The organism is Acinetobacter sp. WA-87 (assembly GCF_039938935.1).
Classification (GTDB): Bacteria; Pseudomonadota; Gammaproteobacteria; order Pseudomonadales; family Moraxellaceae; genus Acinetobacter; species Acinetobacter seifertii.
This window is the reverse complement of the sequence record NZ_JBDUVF010000001.1, coordinates 804,294-822,861: the sequence shown is the minus strand read 5'-3', so window position 1 is coordinate 822,861 and position 18,568 is coordinate 804,294. Positions and strand designations below refer to the sequence as shown.

The window sequence follows — 18,568 nt, the reverse complement described above, 5'->3', positions numbered from 1 at the left end:
TGAATATAATGCAAGAAAAGTACAATAATGATATGAACTTTGGGTTCAGCTTGCCTATTATAAAATGGCTTTAAGTAACCAAGACAAGATGAGAAGTCGACTATTTTTATGGTCGTGTAAGGAAATAAGGACAGTTTTTAAAAGTAATAGGTTTGTGAGGAAAGTATGGAAGAAATTAAAACAATCGGTGTGGTTGGTGTCGGTGTCATTGGCGCAAGTTGGACAGCATTATTTTTATATAAAGGCTTTAAAGTAAAGGTATATGATCCTTATCCCATAGATGAAAAATTATTTAAAAAGAGAATACAAGCAAATTTAAAAGATTTACAAGATTTAGATTTGCAAACGCAGCCTAGCCATTCTTTACAAGATGTTCTTTCAAATCTAGAACTTCACAACAACTTAAAAGATGCCGTAGCCGATGTCGATTTTATTCAAGAAAATGCGCCGGAGCGTTTAGATGTAAAGCAAAAGTTATATCAAGACATCACGTCATATTGTCCTGAAAAGACACTGATTGCCTCAAGTTCTTCCGGCCTAAAAGTTTCAGACTTTCAAAAAGAGGCAGCTCATCCCGAGCGTATACTTTTAGGTCATCCATTTAACCCACCTCATCTATTACCTTTGGTTGAAATTGTAGGTGGAAATTTAACAGCCCCACAGTTTTTAAAGCGCGCTTCCGAGTTTTATCAAAGACTAGGCAAACACCCGATTATTTTAAATAAAGAAGTAAAAGGGCATGTTGCGAACCGCTTGCAAGCGGCCTTATGGCGAGAAGCATTTTCCTTGGTTAAAGAAGGAGTGTGTTTAGCCGAAGATGTTGATATCGCAATTACCAGTGGGCCAGGGTTGAGATGGGCATTATTTGGTCCCTATATAAATATGGAGCTTGCGAACCAGAAGGGCTTTAAAGAGGCAATTCACCACCTCGGGCCACCTATGACCGAATGGTGGAATGATATGCAGGCTTTCCAACACTCAGAAGAAACGACAGAGTTGTTAGAAGAACAAACGAAAGAGCTTTTAACACATTATAAAGATGTCGATTTATATCAAAAAAGAGATAAAGGGCTAGTCGATATTCTTAAACTAAGACAACAGCTAGAGTTAGATTAAACTCATTTTAGAAGTGCCAAACAGGGCTTTACTGCAATGTTTGGCTTTTTTATTGTAGCGTATTTCGGTAGTATTCCTATTCTTCTTTCTGCCCAAAACTTATAAAAAGCTTGCTGTATGCTTAAGCTTTTTATGGTCATAAAGTTACTCAGGTATATGAAACGTTACTACAAGCAAACTGAATCGGTGGCTTCACATTGGACGACCGAACAAGACTGTTTTTTAATAGAAAATAATTCTCTTTCTATAGATGAGTTAAAAGAACATTTACCATTTTCTGAAGAAGAAATTAGAGTTCGTAGATCAGTTTTAGGGTTGGTAAGACGAGATCAGCAAATGCGACCGTATTAATTTTACCAAATGGTAAATTTTAATTGAAAATAAATATTTCAAAACATCTTAATAATTTAGAAAAATTGCGGATGAGTTATCAAAACCATACTTTTTTTATGTGATTGTTTAGTGCGATTTACATAACGCTTTAACTTCTTACGTTTGACTATAATAATGTTTCACTCCTTTACATTTGTTTCGCCATAATCAGAACCATAAAACATTTTAAGATCAAAACTTTATAACAATTGAGATTGAGGAGGGTAAAAAATGCCAAAGTATTTAGCCGTGGCTGAAAAGGTTTATAAGAATATTAAAAAAGACGACTTATTCACCAATGACCTTACACAAAATCTGAATTGTTTAATCAGTCAGATACGTAAGGCCATTAAAGGGACTGAGTTTAAACTTAAGTTCAATTACATTGATTTTGATGAACAGCTCACCAAGCCTCTTAGTGAATGTAAAGTCAAAGTCGATTTAAGTGTTATGCCTAAGTTTGAAAATGAAGGAGAGTATTTACTCTGGTTAGCAAGTTTTATTGAGCGGATTACAGAAGGTGGGAAACCCAAATTTCCACCAATTTCACAGCTCATCCCGCACGGATTTAAAATGACGAAAGAATCATTTCCTGTGACAGCTGCTCCTCAAAAAGAAGAACATGCAGATATGATTATTAATTATTTTAAATCGAAAGATTTTCTGAAAACCGAGAAAACTCCTTCATAAAAGAATATAGAAGTATTCGTCCACCATACTTCTATATACCTGCTGGTTTATACTCAGCGACCGCCTTCTGGGGCGGTTTTTTTTATGGGTTTTACACCATCACTGATCAATGGGAATGCGTATTTCTAGAGTCTATGTTTGTGGTGACAAACGTCAATGTCTGATGATCTAACACTTGATGTGTCGCATCAGCCAAATCAATGGAAACCGTATGCTCACCGGGAGCCAGTCCCTGAAGGACGATTGGCTCTTCAGACGCTTGTACCCAATGCCAAGAATTGTGATCAAGCGAAACATGCAGGTGACCGAGTTTTGGTTTAACCGCGAGCGCCGCATCGCCATAAACAGACAATATTCGAATATTCTGCGCATGCCAGCGGATAATGACCACCCCTTTAATGACCTGATGATCTGTTGGAGAGTCAATAATCAAATGGGGAGCATTATCCTTTTGCTGCACTGGTGATACGCCAACACTGGTCTCGTTCGCATAGGCTTGCGATCCCAAAAGCAATACCCCCAATATTCCTGTGACCAGTAACTTTGTGTTCATAACGAAGCACTCTGAGATTAATGTAAGCACAGATTACATTGATCTCAAAGTACTGTCAAAGTTAAACTATCGTAAATTTACAAGTGATGAAATTCATGGCAGACACACAACGGGGTTATCACCACGGCGCACTGAAAGCCGCACTTATTGATGCGACGCTAGTTCTTTTAAAAGAGGGTGGGATTGAAGCCGTTTCTGTGCGAGAGGCAGCCAAACGGGCGGGTGTTTCACCAGGTGCACCGTTTCGCCATTTTCCATCGAGAACTGCACTACTGAATGCGGTCGCAGAAGAGGCTATGGTTCGTCTCACCATGCAAATCGATCAGGCACTCACACAAGCAGCGAGTCTTTCACCTTTAGAGCAATACCGTGCATTAGGACAGGCGTTCTTGATTTGGGCCTTTGAAAATCCGCATCACTTTCAAGTGATTTCCACGCGCGCCGTCATCGATTTCGAGGGAAGTGGGCTTCGGGCATCCAACGACAAGATTCGTCGCCAGATGCGACAACTGTTGAATGATGCTGTATCGAGTGGAGAGCTCGTCGGTATTTCGGCTGAAGATGCCTTGTTATCTACTCGTGCATTGGCTTATGGCCTTGCTCGTATGAACATTGATGGACAGTTACAGAGTTGGGACGTTGAGTCAGGGGGCTACCTTGGGCTTGCACAACGTCTTATCAATGAACAAATTGATCGCCTCAAACGTTGAGATTTCATTCTGATTTCTAAGTTGTGCTCAATGTCTTAAACAGGGTGGGCAATGCCTACTGTTTTATACTCAATGACCGCCTTCTGGGGCGGTTTTTTATGAGTTTTTACATCATTTACTTCTTTCTAAAAGCAAAACAGGTTTGTCGTAATTACTATTACACCACTCATGTTTTTTAATTACAGCCTGTGGTACTTGAACCATGTCTTTTACTGGAGCAAAACCCATCGAGCTGTAAAAACCTTCTAGTTCTGCAAAAGGTAGACAATAAAGCACAGAAAAATCTGAGTTTTTAATTAAGAAATCGACCACTTTACGGGCGATGCCTAACCCTTCATTATCAGGAAAGACGTAAATTCCACCGAGTTCGCCGCTATTCGAATCAATAGACACAACTCTACCTTGCCCAACAATTTTGTTACCAATAGAGGCGAGTACAATAAGTTCATCTTCATGTGATGGAACAAAGTCAACCTCAGCATATCGTTCGTTTATAGCTTTGAGATCGGCAGTGTTAGCAAGTCTTAATGAAATTTCCATTACTCTTCCTATAAGTACTATCTGTAATTTTTAAGTTTGGTTTTTCGATCATAACTATAAAATTTAAAAATAACTAAATACTTAGCTAATTATTTAAATTAAGCTTTTTATAATATTGATTGGCTTAATAAAGGGGATTAGTAACTAATCTCTTAATTGTTTCTTCAAGTTCATCGTAATGATGAATACTTGCATCAGAAAGAGGGTGTTCAAGAGTAAGAGTTGGGTGAAAAAATATAGTTTGCATACCCACTTTTTTGGCGCCTTCTATATCTGCTTTGGGATTGTCTCCAATAAAAATACAATCGGATGGGTTACAGCCCAATTGAGTGCAAGCATATAGATAAATTGCTGGGTCGGGTTTTCTTAAACCTATGGCTTCAGAAATCACGATAGTTGAAAAATAATCTGTTATTCCTAAAGCATAAAAATTATGTTCTTGAAATGGTGTTTTTCCATTTGATACTAAGCCCAATGTGTATCCTTGAGTATGAAGATTCTGGATAGTTTCTTGAGCATTTTCAAAAGCCGTAGAGAACTTATTAAAGTTACTAATATAAGACAGCAGTAATTCCGACGTATCATATCCTTTGATATTAAAGTCTTTAATTAATTGATCATAAACAATATCTTTCCAAACACTTCCATTGTTATCTAACTTGATGAAGCTTTTAATAAAAGACTCTTTTAATTCTTGTGGTACTAATTTAAAGAAGTTTACTTGCCAATTTAGAAACTTTATAAGCGATTCATTGCGATTAAGAATGGTTTGATCCAGGTCAAACAAAAGTACTTTTTTCATTTTTAGCATCTTTTATAAATAGATTAATACTTATATCGATTTTCTACCTATTGTTCAGTTTAATTAAAATACTTTTACGATTATTCTCTGAATAACTCCAAATCAGCCTATCATAAGGAATTGCTAAAAGCCTTCTACTCATGATGGGCTTTTATAGTTAACGATTCATAGAATCAACGGCTTGAAGTATGCCTGTAAATAATATGGCTAGTTTTGATTCAGGCTGCGGCTCATTTCCATTTGCGGTAAATACTGCACAAACTTTATGGCCCTTTTGAGTTTTTCCAATCACTGAAAAGTTAATCACACCGTATTCAGAACCACCTTTAAACCCAATTTTTTGCCAATTTAAATTTTTAAAAAGTGGGTTTAAAGAGCTGTTCAGAGCAGGGGCATCTTGAACACTTTCAAGCAGAGGACAAATCTCATTGGCTGACATGTACCATTCAGCATCTTGCCAAGTAGCCGATTTTCCAATGCTACTCACACTTGGTAGTGGCAGTTTGTCTAAATCAGAGAGTGCTTCTAGACGAGCCGACTTTGTACCTGTTTTAAACTTATTTTTTAGCTTTTCGTTGCTTGGGTCAATCAGTTGAAATAGCTCTCGTGTCGTTAGTAAAGGAGAATTTCTAGGTGACAACGCTTCTATACGAGGCTTTTTTAATACATCTATAAGACTATCGGTTGCAGTGTTATCACTAATTTGGATCATTAACTGCGCAAGAAGTTCCAGATTTACAGGTGTGCCATCAGGCAAGTTTTGTAAAACTCCAGTTGGCAATGAGCGATTTTTTCCTTTTAAAGAGACTATAGTTTCTCTTTTTAATTCACCTTTTTTTATCGCATCTTCATACGCTTTTAAAACGAGTAACTTAAAAGTTGAACCAACAGCCATTGGGGTTTTGTCATTTTCAACAATCACAGGTTTGTTATCTACAACAACTAAAAGAGAAGTTTTACCGATTGCGTTTTCATGTAGACCTTTAACCATTTCGTCTAGGCTTACGGTCTTAAAATGAGGCGCGCTAAACCAAAGGGTACTAATTTGCCCTTGCTCATCTAAGCTAATTGAAACAGGTAATTCGCCTTTCTCGAAATCAATCGTTCCTGAACCATTAGAAATATTAATACTTTTAAGAGTGCCTAAAGAGGCTTTTAAATCATCAACGATTTTTTGAATTTGTGTTGTGGAAACTTGTCCTAAAAATTGAGGACTAAATAAAGCAGGTTCTACGGGTTTATCTGCAAAAATTGATGAAAGCTTAGTCGATAAATTATCCATTTTTTGTTCTGTCGCTGCATGAGTAGTAGAAATAACAATAGGGGAAACATTTAAAGCCATAACGCCTACAGCAAAAAATAAAGCTCTAGTTGTATACATTTTCTTGGTGAGAAAGTTCTTCATTCAATGTCCTCTTATATTTAGACTCATCTACAGTTTTTTATAAATGGATTTAAAATAAGCATTCATTTTGACGCATCAAAATTTATATATCTATATAAATTTCTTTGATTTTATAAACCCTAATTTAATAATAAAATTAAATTATTTAACCTTACTTTTTAATGATTTATTTTAAAGCAAATGTCATTTTATAAGCTTGACTGCACGTAACTTGGATAATATCCTTTCCAGACTGGCCTACATTGCCAGGTGGTTTTGACAGACCACTTAGGACCGCATCAGATTTATTCCTTTCTGAGGGATACTTCTATGTGTACTTCTCGTTCCCTCCCGTAGCGGTAGGACGGGAGAGGGACACATTCGTGTGTGCTGGAGTCCTACCAGTCTGTCAACCCGCTTCCGTTCTGCCACCATAATTTTAATGTCTGGCAGAACTCCCAATAGAAGGAGTTGGCTTTGCACATTCATTATTTCTTGGCTCTCGATGCCAAAAGCTATAACGACACCACTTAAATCATCTTTAAACAGCTTGATTGTCTTTAGGGTTTTCAGGCTTAAAGTCATTTTTACTTAAAACTTAGCAACAACAAAACTTGAGATGTGCCAAGCACAGTCTTTATGGCTTTGCTGTGCCTTTTTTTCTCCCAAAAAGGGCACAGGCTTTTTTCTCTTTTAGAAACAACAAGAATTTATAACGGTAAAAACTATGCCACCTTTAGTATTTTCTACACGTGCTTTAAAAGTTATTAATAAGGCGATTGATTTATTTCACCACCACGGATTTCATTTAGTGGGCGTCGACAGAATTGTGAGAGAATCTGAAATTACAAAAATGACTTTCTATCATTATTTTCAGTCCAAAGCGCGGTTTATCGAAATTTGCCTACTCGTGCAAAAAGAACGGCTACAAGAGAAAGTCATTGCAATGGTCGAGTGCGACCACAATACAAGTGTAAAGGAAAAACTCAAAATACTTTATGACTTGCATACCGACTTGGAAGGGCGGTATTACCTGCTATTTAAAGCCATTTTTGAAACTAAAAATAATTATTCAAACGCTTACCAAGTCGCCATTAAATATAGAACATGGCTGACCAATGAAATCTATAGCCATCTCAGAGTACTTAATAGGGAAGCCTCATTTCATGATGCCAAATTATTTTTACATATAATTGAAGGAACTATTATTCAAAGGCTCAGTCATACCGATGTAGATGAAAGAGACAAGCAATTCGAATATTTTATAGCAATACTTTCGTAGAAATATTTAAAAAAATAAAAGCCCGTAATAGGGCTTTTATTTGATAGGGTGGGTTAAAACTTAAGTTTTTTAAGACCACGGCTCACGCCATTTTCTAAGGCCGCTTTAATAATCGGGCCAATAAAAGGAACGCGGCCTTTAAAGCTAATCGTGTAATTCAAACGAGTTCGGTTATTTCCCAAGTCAGTAAATTGCATCACACCGCGATGTGCCTTAATTGGGCTAATGCCGCTTGTGATCGCATACTCAATCAGTTCATTTTCTTTATAGACTAAATTTGTTTCAACAAATGAAGGTGTAAACGGAATAGACATCTTGCGGGCAGAGCCAACACCGTTACGTGCATCCTTGCCATTACTAATACGAGTGACTTTAGCAGGAGCAAAAAGTTTGCTTAGGTTTTCATGTTCACTCAAGGCTGCAAAAACCTTGTCTATAGGTGCATCAAATTCTTGTACGATGTTGATTTTTTGAGTTTTTAACATCTTGTTCCCTCTAAAGTAAATTTGACATGAGTAATTGTCACAATTTGAATATTAGCACGCTTTTTAATAGTGTGGAATTTTTGTTCAGTTACTTTTAAATGCACAATTTTGAGTGCAGATTTTTATCTTGTGTTTTAAATCGCACTCAAATTGCCCAAAATTAGTATTACTTTTAACCAAAACCGTAATACTAAGCTGGCATGTCCTTTGCATAGTCATAACTAATTAAAAGTGATCTAGGGTTCCGATACTTTACGTATGACTGGACCGAGAGTTCACGGTTCCTAGCGAACTACACGGAGGGATAAAAGCCCGGGAGGAAGTCTAAAACTATCCGACAGGAGTAGCTATGAACACTGCAAGTTATCATAACAATCAGGCGATTTGGACCGAACTTTTACCCGGAGGACATCACTGGTCAGGCCGTATTCAAAAAGGAACCATTCTTAGATTTACATCGCTTGGCGCTCAGGCAAATGTTTCTTTGTTTTGTGTAAATGCTGCCGATGTGCTTGAACGTTTTAACATGCCTGACAGTTTAAAAGGGCAACACACCGCCTATTTAAAAGCTTCCAACGTATTGTACTCAGACCTTGGCCGTGTCATGGCTTCCATTGTTCATGATGACCATGGTTGGAATGACGCGCTTTGTGGCCCAAGCCGACCTGAGCAAATTGAAAAGCAATTCGGCAATCGCACATTTCAAGATGCCCGCAATGATATGTACCAAAATGGCTTAGACAGTTTACTCATTGAAATGTGTAAATACGGGCTTGCCAGCCAAGACCTGAGTGCCGCGGTTAACCTATTTTCTAAAGTTGTGCCAGATGAAAACGGCGCTTTGTCTTATGTCAGTTCTGACAACACCAATCAAAGCATTGAACTGCGCTTTGAAATGGACTGCTTGCTATTTTTATCTGCTGCACCGCATGGTTTAGACACCAGCCCAAACTATCAACCTGCCGATATTCAACTCAGTTTATTTAAAGCCAATTCTCTAACAGACAGCGATATTTGTCGTGATGCATGTTCGCAAAATCAGCGTGCGTTCCAAAACACAGCCCGCTACTACGCACTTAGCAATATTTAAATCAGGAGAAGCATCATGACAGTTTTACAATCATTTGAAAAAGCAGTTTTAAATGAAGTTTGTCCTGCGGGTGAAGCGTGGATGTGTGAGGTTAAAAAGGGCCAATATTTCCGAATTATTGACCTTGAGGGAAACCAAGCGGTCGATACTTTATTTATGAGTGCCGAAAATCCAACTGAGCGTTATAGCGCAATGGACACTCTGGCTATCAACCAACAAATCTATTTAGAAAAAGGTACTAAGCTCTATAGCAACTTTGGCCGAACAATTGCGGTTATTCATGATGATAACTGCGGGCGCCATGACACCATTGGCGGTGCTTGTTCATGTGAGAGTAATACGGTTCGCTATGCACATGAAACGTACCCTATGCATAGTTGCCGTAACAACTTTATGTATGCCTTGGCAAAACACCCGATTGCAAAAAAGCATGGGCTAAATGTTCGTCATATTGGCCCAAACATTAACTTTTTTATGAATGTGCCTGTTACGCCAGACGGTCAGCTTAAATTTGATGATGGAATTTCAGGACCGGGTAAATATGTCGAAGTTCGGGCGGAAATGGATTTGATTGTTTTAATTTCAAATTGTCCGCAGCTCAATAACCCATGTAATGCCTATAACCCAACCAAAATTCAACTGGTTGTCCGTGAAGCGGAAGGGGTGTAAGCATGTTCAAAAAAGTTCTGATTGCTAACCGCGGTGCAATTGCCTGTCGCGTCATTCGCACCCTTAAAAAACTCGGGATCGCTTCGGTTGCGGTTTATTCTGAGGCCGACCGTGATTCTTTACACGTGACTTTGGCCGATGAGGCTTTCCTCATTGGGCCTGCACCTGCCAATCAAAGTTATTTAAATATTGAAAAAATCCTTGAGGTAGCAAAACAGTCGGGAGCTGAAGCCATTCACCCCGGTTATGGTTTTTTATCTGAAAATGCCGAGTTTTGTGATTTGTGTGAAAGCCAAGGCATTGCTTTTATTGGGCCTACTTCAAGCCAAATGCTCGACTTTGGTTTAAAACATACTGCACGTGAACTTGCTATTAAAAGCAATGTACCTTTACTTCCGGGCAGTTCACTACTTGCCGATGAAGCTGAGGCTTTAACCGAAGCGGCCCGTATTGGCTATCCAGTCATGCTGAAAAGTACCGCGGGCGGTGGTGGTATTGGTATGCGTCTGGTTTGGAACGAAACCGAGTTAAAAGATGCCTATCAAACCGTGTCTTATTTGGCACAGGTCAATTTTAAAGATGCGGGTTTGTATTTAGAGAAATTTGTACAACACGCGCGCCATATCGAAGTACAAATTTTTGGTGATGGGCAAGGACAAGTTTTAGCCTTGGGTGAGCGTGATTGTTCGGTGCAACGCCGTAATCAGAAGGTGATTGAAGAAACACCTGCGCCACATTTAAATGAGCAGCAACGTGACTACCTGCAAAAAATTGCGATTCAACTCATGCAATCGGTGAACTATCGCTCGGCAGGCACGGTTGAGTTTGTCATGGACACCGAAACCCAAGAATTTTATTTCTTAGAGGTTAACACGCGTTTGCAGGTTGAACACGGCGTGACTGAGCAAGTGTTTGGTGTCGACTTGGTCGAGTGGATGGTTACCTTAGCAAGCGGTGACTGGTCAGCACCGACTGAAAAGTTAGAGCCAATAGGACATTCCATTCAGGTACGTCTTTATGCCGAAGACCCAATTAAACAGTTCCAACCAAGTGCGGGCTTACTCACCCATGTTAAATTTGACCCGCAAGCACGAGTCGAAACATGGGTAGAAACAGGGTCAACGGTGTCGTCTTTTTATGACCCAATGATTGCCAAAATCATTGTGACTGCTGCAACACGGGACCAAGCCATACAGGCAATGAGCGCTAGTCTTGCCAACACGCAAGTCGCTGGTATCGAAACCAATCTGGAATATTTACAAAATATTATTGCTTGCGATGTGTTTGCTTTAGGTACTCAAACCACTCGATTTTTAAATACCTTTGAATGGAAAACTCAAAAAATTGAGGTGTTGCAGGCTGGTATTCAAACTGCCATTCAAGATGTAACAGGTCGATTAGGTTATTGGGATGTCGGGGTGCCGCCATCTGGTGCTATCGATCCACTCAGTTTAACGGTGGCAAACCAGCTTTTAGCCAATGAGCCAAATACTGCAGGGCTTGAATGTACCTTGCAAGGGCCAACTCTAAAGTTTCACTGCGACAGCCAAATTGTCATTACGGGCGGTGATATGCCGTCAAAACTTGATGGTGAACTTGTGCCGATGTGGCAAACCATCAATGTGAAAAAAGGCCAAGTTTTAAAATGTGGACTTATCCGTTCAGGTTGCCGTAGCTATATTGGCGTGAAAGGTGGTTTCGATGTTCCTGACTATTTAGGGTCACAGGCAACTTTCACTTTAGGACAGTTTGGTGGGCATGCAGGCCGTAATTTATTAATTGGTGATATGCTGCCGATTACTGAATATTCCGCTCAATCGACCACAGCTTTAGCTCAAGCACAAATTCCAAGCTTTACTCAAAATTGGGAAATTGCAGTCATGTATGGGCCACATGGCGCGCCAGATTTTTTCACCAAACAAGATATTGATATCTTCTTTGCCAATGAGTTTGAAATTCACTATAACTCAAGCCGTACAGGCATTCGTTTAATTGGGCCAAAACCTGAGTGGGCACGTGAAGACGGTGGTGAGGCAGGCTTACATCCATCCAATATTCACGACAACGCTTATGCGATTGGGGCAATTGATTTTACGGGCGATATGCCAATTATTTTGGGTCCAGATGGTCCGAGCTTAGGTGGTTTTGTTTGCCCTGCGGTAGTGATTCATTCCGAGCTTTGGAAAATTGGGCAGCTAAAAGCGGGCGATAAGGTCAAATTTGTACCTGTGAGTTACGCACAAGCAAAAACACTCGATCAAAAATATCATCAAAGCTTAACTGCGACCGATACAACTCAGATCGATTTTAACCCAGCCATTCAAGCAGAACCCGACACTTTAAAAGATGCCGTTTTAGCCACTTTAGAAGGTGAAACTGATTTACCAAACGTGACCTATCGACCAGCAGGAAATAGCTATTTGTTGGTGGAATATGGTGAGTTAGTACTTGATTTAAATTTACGTTTCCGTATTCATGCGCTCATGCAATGGGTCCAAGATCAAAACCTTCAGGGCATTATCGACTTAACACCGGGCATTCGTTCACTACAAATTCATTTTGATTCAATCCAGCTCGATCAACTAGAGCTTTTACAGAAACTTCAGCAAGCAGAAGCCGAGTTACCCGATATTCAAAATATGCAGGTGCCTTCACGCACTGTCTATTTGCCTTTGGCTTGGGAAGATTCGCAAACTCAGCTTGCCACCGAACGCTACACACAAATTGTTCGTCCAGATGCGCCGTGGTGTCCAGATAACGTCGAGTTTATTCGCCGTATTAATGGTTTAGCTTCAAAGCAAGCAGTTAAAGATGTGGTTTACAGTGCGAATTATTTAGTGATGGGTTTAGGCGATGTGTATTTGGGCGCGCCAGTTGCGACACCACTCGACCCACGCCAACGGTTAGTCACTACTAAATATAACCCTGCGCGAACTTGGACACCTGAAAATGCCGTGGGTATCGGCGGTGCCTATATGTGTGTGTACGGTATGGAAGGGCCGGGTGGCTACCAGTTTGTTGGCCGTACCACCCAAATGTGGAGCCGCTACCGTAAAAATGCCGACTTCGAAGATGGTAAACCGTGGCTACTGCGTTTTTTTGACCAAGTTAAGTTTTATGAAGTCTCTGAAACAGAACTTCTGCAAATGCGCGAAGACTTTAAGGCAGGCCGTCTACAACTTCGCATTGAAGATGGCGTGCTCAACTTAAAAGAATACAACGAGTTTTTAAAAACACATCAAGATAGCATTCAAGCCTTTAAAGACATGCAACAAGCTAACTTTGAGGCTGAACGCCGCCGTTGGCACGAAGCGGGCTTACAGGAATACATCTCTGAAAGTCTAGATGCTGTTGATGAAGGCGAAACCGTAGTGATCCCTGAAGGCGGTTGTGCAGTCGAATCGCACATGCCAGGGTCAATCTGGAAAATCGAATGTGCATCGGGAGATATTGTTGAAGAAGGTGCAACCCTTGCGGTAATTGAGGCAATGAAAATTGAAATTCCAATTATTGCGCCTGAACGCATGAAGGTAGAAACCATTACCATTGAAAAAGGTCAAACCGTAAAAACAGGACAAGTGCTATTTACTTTGGCACCTGTGGCCTAAATTAAAAAGAGAGCATCGATATTGATGCTCTCTTTTTCTTATGCTTCGGTCAAATGCTTTAATACTTTATGACCATGCTCAACCGCTTTTAACTTAATTTCAGACTCTGAATGACCTGATAACGGAGAAACTTCATAAAGCAAGAATGAACTGCTTAATTGCATTTGCGTATATTGAATTGAATATTGAACCGCTTTTAAAAAGCTATCAATTAAGTTTTCTCGGTCGTTCACCATGTCAGCTTCTTTTTGCCCGACTGTCATACTAATAATGACTTTTTTATCTTTTAATTTGTCGCCTTGAGAGCCATAAGCAAACTGATAAGTAAAAACTTCATCAAACCATAACTTCAAAATTGCCGGCATATTAAACCAGAACATTGGATATTGCAGAATGATCGTGTCGTGGCGTAACAACGCTTCTTGTTCAGCGCTGACGTCAATTTTATAGTCCGGATAAAGCTGGAAAATATCTCGGACTTCAAGGTCCGGATAGGTTTTTATAAGTTCATTCACTATCGTTTTATTTGCAATTGATTGAGCGTAGTAGGGATGGGCCAAAATAAGTAAAGCCATAATAATGCCTTGTAGCTATAAAAATCATAGTCACTATAATTTTTATAGTATGGGTGTACAATAACTATCAAAGTTGATAGGTGGCGTTAAAAATGGCAAATACTGAAAATAAATGTGAAATCAGCATGAATGGAAAAACGTATCCATGTCATATCAGTATGGCTATGGATTTGGTGGGTGGAAAATGGAAAGGCGTCATTTTGTATTATCTAAAAGATGGGCCAAAACGTTTTAATGAAATCAATCAATTAATGCCCACCATCACAGAAATGACCTTAAGCCTTCAACTTAAACAATTAGAGCAAAGTGGCTTAATCTCTCGAACCGTTTATGGTGAAAAAGCACCGATTAAGGTGGTTTATGAAATGACTGAATTAGGCCAGTCTTTTAAGCCTGTATTAGAGTCTTTATCGCTATGGGCGCATACGATGATTAATCAGTCATAAGATTAAAAACATTAAATTATTGAATAGATTAGACTATTTTAGTGATATTTAATATTATTCTTCACGAATAAAAAAAGGAAATTATTATGAAGAGAATATTATTACTATCACTTATTTTTTTTCATCTACTTACTCCGGCTTACGCTCAAGAAGTAAAATATAAAAATATTGTAGTTAATTTAAAAGATCAGTGGGATATTAGCAAAGGTCAAAATGGAGAACTTGTTGCAATAAAACAGGAGAGTAAACAGGCAATTATAATTTCAATATATTATCCCAAAGGTATAGAAGAAGGTATGCAATATCTGGTTGCTTCTTTACAAATTCCGAAACAAGGACTAGTAAAAATGGAAGGGGTAAGATTGGTTAATGAAGATATTAATATTCCATTGAGTAGTGGTATGAATTATCAAGCTAATGTTTTTACAACCAACTTTAATAAACGTTTTCTTATCAGTGCTTCATCAGGTACTAATGCTGGAGTTGTCTTAGTGACATATGAGGGAGAAGGTAACGATACAAATAAAGCAATTAATGATTTTAAAACTCTAATAAATAATATAAAGATAGAGGCACCTAAAGATGGTTTCCTTTTTAATCAGAATGATTTATTGAAACATAACTAAGGATTAAAAGAGATAGCCCCATCCTTGTGCATGGGGCTTCTTTTTTGCCCAAAAATCACTCATAAATACCGCTCAAATCCATCAAAACCTACCTTAAAAACTGGCACATTTTCTGCATCTCTTATCAGTAATACAAAAACTGAATTTGGTAATACCAAACTAGAGGTGAGATATGAACGATGTAAAACCTGTGGTTCAACCAAAGCCAACTTTAAAAGCCTTTTTAGTCGAATTGCTCAGCGTACGTGCAGGCGTATATATCAAGCAAAACAATCAGCCGCCTAAAACAAAAGGATAAGACTGTGGCAAAACAAAAGTTGGCTCGAATCAGTATTACTGTACCTGAATCGACACTCAATGCACTCGATCAAAAAATTGTCGAGCAGAACTATGAAAGTCGCTCGCAAGCGATTGTCGACATGATTAATAAACACCTGATTGCAGAGCAGGCGCAGGCCAATGAAGTCATGGTGGGCACATTAACGCTGCTTTATGACGCTAGCCAAATGACCTTGCGTAATCAATTGGTCGATTTACAACAACAGTTTTTAGCACAAGTGATTAGTTCACTTCATATCCAGCTCGACCAACAAAAGATATTGCAAGTCATGTTAATGCAGGGTGCGAGTTCTGAACTCAGACAAATTAGCCAGCAATTTATTGTGCTGAAAGGGGTGATTAAAGGGCATTTAGAACTGATGGATGCCGTCATGCCGCCTATACAGCAAAATGACTAAATGAGGAGTAGCGTGTTGAAAAAATTATGGACTATCCAAGACTGGAAAACAGCATATCAAAACGGGCAAATCCATCTTGCAGATCTAATTGGTTATGTTGCAGAAATTAAAAATGATGATCATGCATGGATTGAAATAGCCTCGAACGAGCAGATGCAGGTACAAATTGATGTTTTAAAAGACCAGAGTATTGCAGACTTACCCCTATACGGGGTGCCATTTGCAGTTAAAGACAATATTGATGTTGCTGGCTTTCGTACCACTGCTGCCTGTAAAGAGATTCAATATTTAGCGAACCAAGACGCTGCTGTAGTAGCCAAGCTAAAAAAAGCAGGAGCAATTGTGGTTGGTAAAACTAACCTCGATCAGTTTGCAACTGGACTGGTTGGTGTTCGCTCGCCCTATGGCGCAGTAAAAAATAGCTTTAACCCTGAATATATTAGTGGTGGTTCAAGTTCTGGTTCGTCAGTGGTGGTCGCCAACGGTATTGTGCCTTTTAGTTTGGGAACTGATACGGCGGGGTCAGGGCGTGTACCTGCGGGCCATAACAATATTGTGGGCCTAAAACCAACAAAGGGCTGGTTTTCTACCACAGGTTTAATTCCTGCATGTCGGACTATTGATGTCATTTCTATTTTTGCGCTGCATATTGATGATGCGTGGACCGTTGCCAATTTAATGCAGGGCTATGATGAAACAGATGAATATTCACGAGCACATCCAGCCAATGTACCAACTCAATTTTCTAAACAAAAAATTGCTATTCCAACTCAGCTTGAGTTTTATGGCGATCTTGAATCTGAAAAAGCCTTTTTAGTTGCAATTGAGCGCGTAAAAAAACTAGGCTATGAAGTTGAGAGTATTGATTTCAGCGCGTTTAATGAGCTTGCTGTCGCACTGTATAACGATGCTTGGGTGGCAGAAAGAACAGTCGCCGTTGAACGCATGACAACACGTGAAAATGCTCATCCAGTTATTGCTCAAATTATTGCGCAAGCAGATAAATTCAAGGCAACAGATGCGCTTCAAGCCGAATATAACCGTGCCGTACTGGCTAGAAAAATTAATTTGGCATTACAACCTTTTGGTGCATTGATGGTTCCGACAGCACCAACCATTTACACCATTGCCGAAATTGAAGCCGACCCATTGACTAAAAATGCGCAAATGGGGGCCTATACCAACTTTGTCAATTTTGCCGATCTTTCGGCTTTGGCTTTACCTAATGTACTTCGTGAGGATGGTCTACCAAGCGGAGTAACCTTTATTGCACCAGCTTGGTACGATCAGGCACTCGCCAATTTTGCACAGCTCTGGCAAGCCGAAACATCGCTGAGTTTAGGTAAATCAACTCAACATTATCAAAAAAGTATAAACATCCAGTCGAATCATTCAGTGCAGCTAGCTGTTGTGGGAGCACACTTAACAGGTATGCCGCTTAATTTTCAGCTGACTAGTCGCAAGGCCACTTTGCTTAAGAAAACCCAGACAGCAGACACTTATAAACTTTTTGCCTTAAAAAATACCACGCCACCAAAGCCGGGGCTGCAATGCGATGCAGCAGGTACTTCAATTGAAGTTGAAGTGTGGGATGTTCCCTTAGCAAATTTTGGAGCCATTGTGGCTGAAGTACCTGCACCACTTGGTATTGGGAACCTGAAATTAAAAGATGGTACATGGGTCAAAGGCTTTATTTGCGAAGCGTATGCCATTCAAGATGCAACCGATATTAGCCATTTTGGAGGCTGGCGAGCTTATATACAGTCACTCAATCAAACCGCTCAAAGTGTTGTTAATAAAAATGTTGGGGAAGTTTCTATATGATTAAAAAAGCGTTGTTATCCGTATCTATTTTATCGGCAGTTGTATTGGGTGGGTGTGACAATACTGCTAAAGTGCCCGAGGCTAAACAAGATGCTCAGGCAGCCACAAATACAAAACCAATTACCATTGGCTATAGTGATTGGCCGGGCTGGGTGGCCTGGCAAGTAGCCATTGAAAAAGGTTGGTTAAAAGAAGCAGGGTTAAATGTTGAGTTTAAGTGGTTTGATTATTCGGCTTCGCTTTCGGCCTTTTCAGCAAATCAGCTCGATGCTGTGTTGGTCACCAATGGCGATAACTTGGTAACAGCTTCTGGCGGTACGCAAGGCATGATGATCATGGCAACAGATTATTCTGCGGGCAATGATGTCATTATTGCAAAAGAGGGCATTAACACCATTCAAGACTTAAAAGGAAAATCGATCGGCGTCGAAAAAGGTTTGGTTGATCATCTTTTGCTAGCAACAGCTTTGACCGACCATAACATTAAAGCGAATGAGGTAAAGCTGGTAAATTCAGCGACGAATCAATTACCTCAAGTGTTTAATAGCCCCGATATTTCTGCAATCGCTGTTTGGCAACCTGTTGCAGGTCAGGCATTAAAAGCAGTGGCAGGTTCTAAAATTATCTATACCTCTAAAGACAAGCCGGGTTTAATTTATGACACTTTGACTGTCAACATGAGCCATTTAACTGCTCATCAAGAAGAATGGAAAAAAGTCATTCAGGTATGGGACAAAACAGTTAAATATATTAATGACCGTGCAACCCATGCCGATGCGGTTAAAATTATGGCAAACCGTTCAGGGGTTGATCCAAAGCAATATGAGTTGATGGTCAGCGGTACGCATTTATTAGATATCAATGCCAATAAAAAAGTATTTGCTAAATCTCAAGGCTTTGACTCGATTTATGGCTCGACCTATCACGTTAATAAATTTAACGTCGAAAACGGTATTTATAAAACTGAACAAAATGTAGATGGGCTGATTTATCCAACACTCATAGAACAACTCAAATAAACCCCATAAATAAAAAAAGCCCAAGATGAACTTGGGCTTT

Annotated in this window: 20 protein-coding genes and 1 riboswitch; of the genes, 14 read left to right on the top strand and 6 right to left on the bottom strand. The window is 39.5% G+C overall.

The window, feature by feature from the left end:
* The first annotated feature begins 165 nt into the window (after positions 1-165).
* The 3 genes from ABFY81_RS03945 (at position 166) to ABFY81_RS03935 (ending at position 2,178) form a co-directional block, all read left to right on the top strand.
* Complete coding sequence (locus ABFY81_RS03945) at positions 166-1,116, top strand: 3-hydroxyacyl-CoA dehydrogenase NAD-binding domain-containing protein (RefSeq protein WP_347913093.1); 951 nt, start codon at positions 166-168, stop codon at positions 1,114-1,116.
* Positions 1,117-1,272: 156 nt separating this feature from the next.
* Positions 1,273-1,467, top strand: a complete 195-nt coding sequence (locus tag ABFY81_RS03940) for a hypothetical protein (RefSeq protein WP_217486288.1) — start codon at positions 1,273-1,275, stop codon at positions 1,465-1,467.
* A gap of 252 nt (positions 1,468-1,719) precedes the next feature.
* A complete protein-coding gene (locus ABFY81_RS03935) occupies positions 1,720-2,178 on the top strand; it encodes a hypothetical protein (RefSeq protein ID WP_263613364.1) in 459 nt (152 codons plus the stop codon).
* 106 nt (positions 2,179-2,284) lie between these two features.
* Here ABFY81_RS03935 and ABFY81_RS03930 read toward each other — a convergent pair whose 3' ends face one another.
* Positions 2,285-2,731: a DUF6130 family protein gene (locus ABFY81_RS03930; RefSeq protein WP_347913092.1), complete on the bottom strand. Its 447-nt coding sequence runs from the start codon at positions 2,729-2,731 to the stop codon at positions 2,285-2,287.
* Positions 2,732-2,826: 95 nt separating this feature from the next.
* Here ABFY81_RS03930 and ABFY81_RS03925 point away from each other — a divergent pair, with 95 nt between their 5' ends.
* Positions 2,827-3,441 carry a TetR/AcrR family transcriptional regulator gene (locus tag ABFY81_RS03925; RefSeq protein ID WP_347913091.1) on the top strand — a complete coding sequence of 205 codons (615 nt, stop codon included), beginning with the start codon at positions 2,827-2,829 and terminating at the stop codon, positions 3,439-3,441.
* A gap of 111 nt (positions 3,442-3,552) precedes the next feature.
* Here ABFY81_RS03925 and ABFY81_RS03920 read toward each other — a convergent pair whose 3' ends face one another.
* The 3 genes from ABFY81_RS03920 to ABFY81_RS03910 form a co-directional block, all read right to left on the bottom strand.
* Positions 3,553-3,981 (bottom strand): GNAT family N-acetyltransferase, encoded by a 429-nt coding sequence (locus tag ABFY81_RS03920; RefSeq protein WP_212511637.1) that lies wholly within the window; start codon positions 3,979-3,981, stop codon positions 3,553-3,555.
* A gap of 124 nt (positions 3,982-4,105) precedes the next feature.
* Positions 4,106-4,783, bottom strand: a complete 678-nt coding sequence (locus ABFY81_RS03915; RefSeq protein WP_191012961.1) for an HAD family hydrolase — start codon at positions 4,781-4,783, stop codon at positions 4,106-4,108.
* 157 nt (positions 4,784-4,940) lie between these two features.
* Complete coding sequence (locus ABFY81_RS03910; RefSeq protein ID WP_347913090.1) at positions 4,941-6,188, bottom strand: serine hydrolase; 1,248 nt, start codon at positions 6,186-6,188, stop codon at positions 4,941-4,943.
* A 706-nt stretch (positions 6,189-6,894) separates the two neighbouring features.
* On the opposite strand from ABFY81_RS03910, the gene ABFY81_RS03905 reads away from it, so the two are divergent.
* Complete coding sequence (locus ABFY81_RS03905; protein ID WP_347913089.1) at positions 6,895-7,449, top strand: TetR/AcrR family transcriptional regulator; 555 nt, start codon at positions 6,895-6,897, stop codon at positions 7,447-7,449.
* Positions 7,450-7,502: 53 nt separating this feature from the next.
* On the opposite strand, the gene ABFY81_RS03900 is transcribed toward ABFY81_RS03905, so the two are convergent.
* The gene (locus ABFY81_RS03900; protein WP_077164194.1) at positions 7,503-7,934 is read right to left on the bottom strand and encodes an SRPBCC family protein; all 432 of its coding nucleotides are present in this window, start codon (positions 7,932-7,934) and stop codon (positions 7,503-7,505) included.
* Positions 7,935-8,159: 225 nt separating this feature from the next.
* A riboswitch (guanidine-I (ykkC/yxkD leader) is annotated at positions 8,160-8,255 on the top strand.
* A 28-nt stretch (positions 8,256-8,283) separates the two neighbouring features.
* Between ABFY81_RS03900 and ABFY81_RS03895 the strand changes: the two genes are divergently transcribed.
* The 3 genes from ABFY81_RS03895 to uca are packed head-to-tail and all read left to right on the top strand — an operon-like array spanning position 8,284 to position 13,301.
* Positions 8,284-9,024, top strand: a complete 741-nt coding sequence (locus tag ABFY81_RS03895; RefSeq protein ID WP_347913088.1) for an urea amidolyase associated protein UAAP1 — start codon at positions 8,284-8,286, stop codon at positions 9,022-9,024.
* Positions 9,025-9,039: 15 nt separating this feature from the next.
* Entirely contained in the window at positions 9,040-9,693 is a 654-nt protein-coding gene (locus ABFY81_RS03890; protein WP_347913087.1) for an urea amidolyase associated protein UAAP2, read from the top strand.
* 2 nt (positions 9,694-9,695) lie between these two features.
* Positions 9,696-13,301, top strand: coding sequence for an urea carboxylase (uca, locus tag ABFY81_RS03885; protein WP_347913086.1), 3,606 nt, complete (start codon positions 9,696-9,698; stop codon positions 13,299-13,301).
* A gap of 38 nt (positions 13,302-13,339) precedes the next feature.
* On the opposite strand, the gene ABFY81_RS03880 is transcribed toward uca, so the two are convergent.
* Positions 13,340-13,876 (bottom strand): NAD(P)H-dependent oxidoreductase, encoded by a 537-nt coding sequence (locus ABFY81_RS03880; RefSeq protein ID WP_347913085.1) that lies wholly within the window; start codon positions 13,874-13,876, stop codon positions 13,340-13,342.
* A gap of 92 nt (positions 13,877-13,968) precedes the next feature.
* Here ABFY81_RS03880 and ABFY81_RS03875 point away from each other — a divergent pair, with 92 nt between their 5' ends.
* The 6 genes from ABFY81_RS03875 to ABFY81_RS03850 all read left to right on the top strand — a co-directional run bounded on the left by ABFY81_RS03875 (position 13,969) and on the right by ABFY81_RS03850 (position 18,528).
* Complete coding sequence (locus tag ABFY81_RS03875) at positions 13,969-14,322, top strand: helix-turn-helix domain-containing protein (protein WP_191108417.1); 354 nt, start codon at positions 13,969-13,971, stop codon at positions 14,320-14,322.
* Between the two features lie 86 nt (positions 14,323-14,408).
* Complete coding sequence (locus ABFY81_RS03870) at positions 14,409-14,948, top strand: hypothetical protein (protein WP_347913084.1); 540 nt, start codon at positions 14,409-14,411, stop codon at positions 14,946-14,948.
* A 172-nt stretch (positions 14,949-15,120) separates the two neighbouring features.
* On the top strand, positions 15,121-15,246 hold the full coding sequence (locus tag ABFY81_RS03865; RefSeq protein WP_001000625.1) for a hypothetical protein: 126 nt from the start codon (positions 15,121-15,123) through the stop codon (positions 15,244-15,246).
* A 4-nt stretch (positions 15,247-15,250) separates the two neighbouring features.
* Entirely contained in the window at positions 15,251-15,685 is a 435-nt protein-coding gene (locus ABFY81_RS03860; protein WP_001118704.1) for a transcriptional regulator, read from the top strand.
* 12 nt (positions 15,686-15,697) lie between these two features.
* Complete coding sequence (atzF, locus tag ABFY81_RS03855; protein ID WP_347913083.1) at positions 15,698-17,509, top strand: allophanate hydrolase; 1,812 nt, start codon at positions 15,698-15,700, stop codon at positions 17,507-17,509.
* A complete protein-coding gene (locus tag ABFY81_RS03850) occupies positions 17,506-18,528 on the top strand; it encodes an ABC transporter substrate-binding protein (RefSeq protein WP_347913082.1) in 1,023 nt (340 codons plus the stop codon). The genes atzF and ABFY81_RS03850 overlap by 4 nt, the downstream gene beginning before the upstream one ends.
* Positions 18,529-18,568 lie beyond the last annotated feature (40 nt).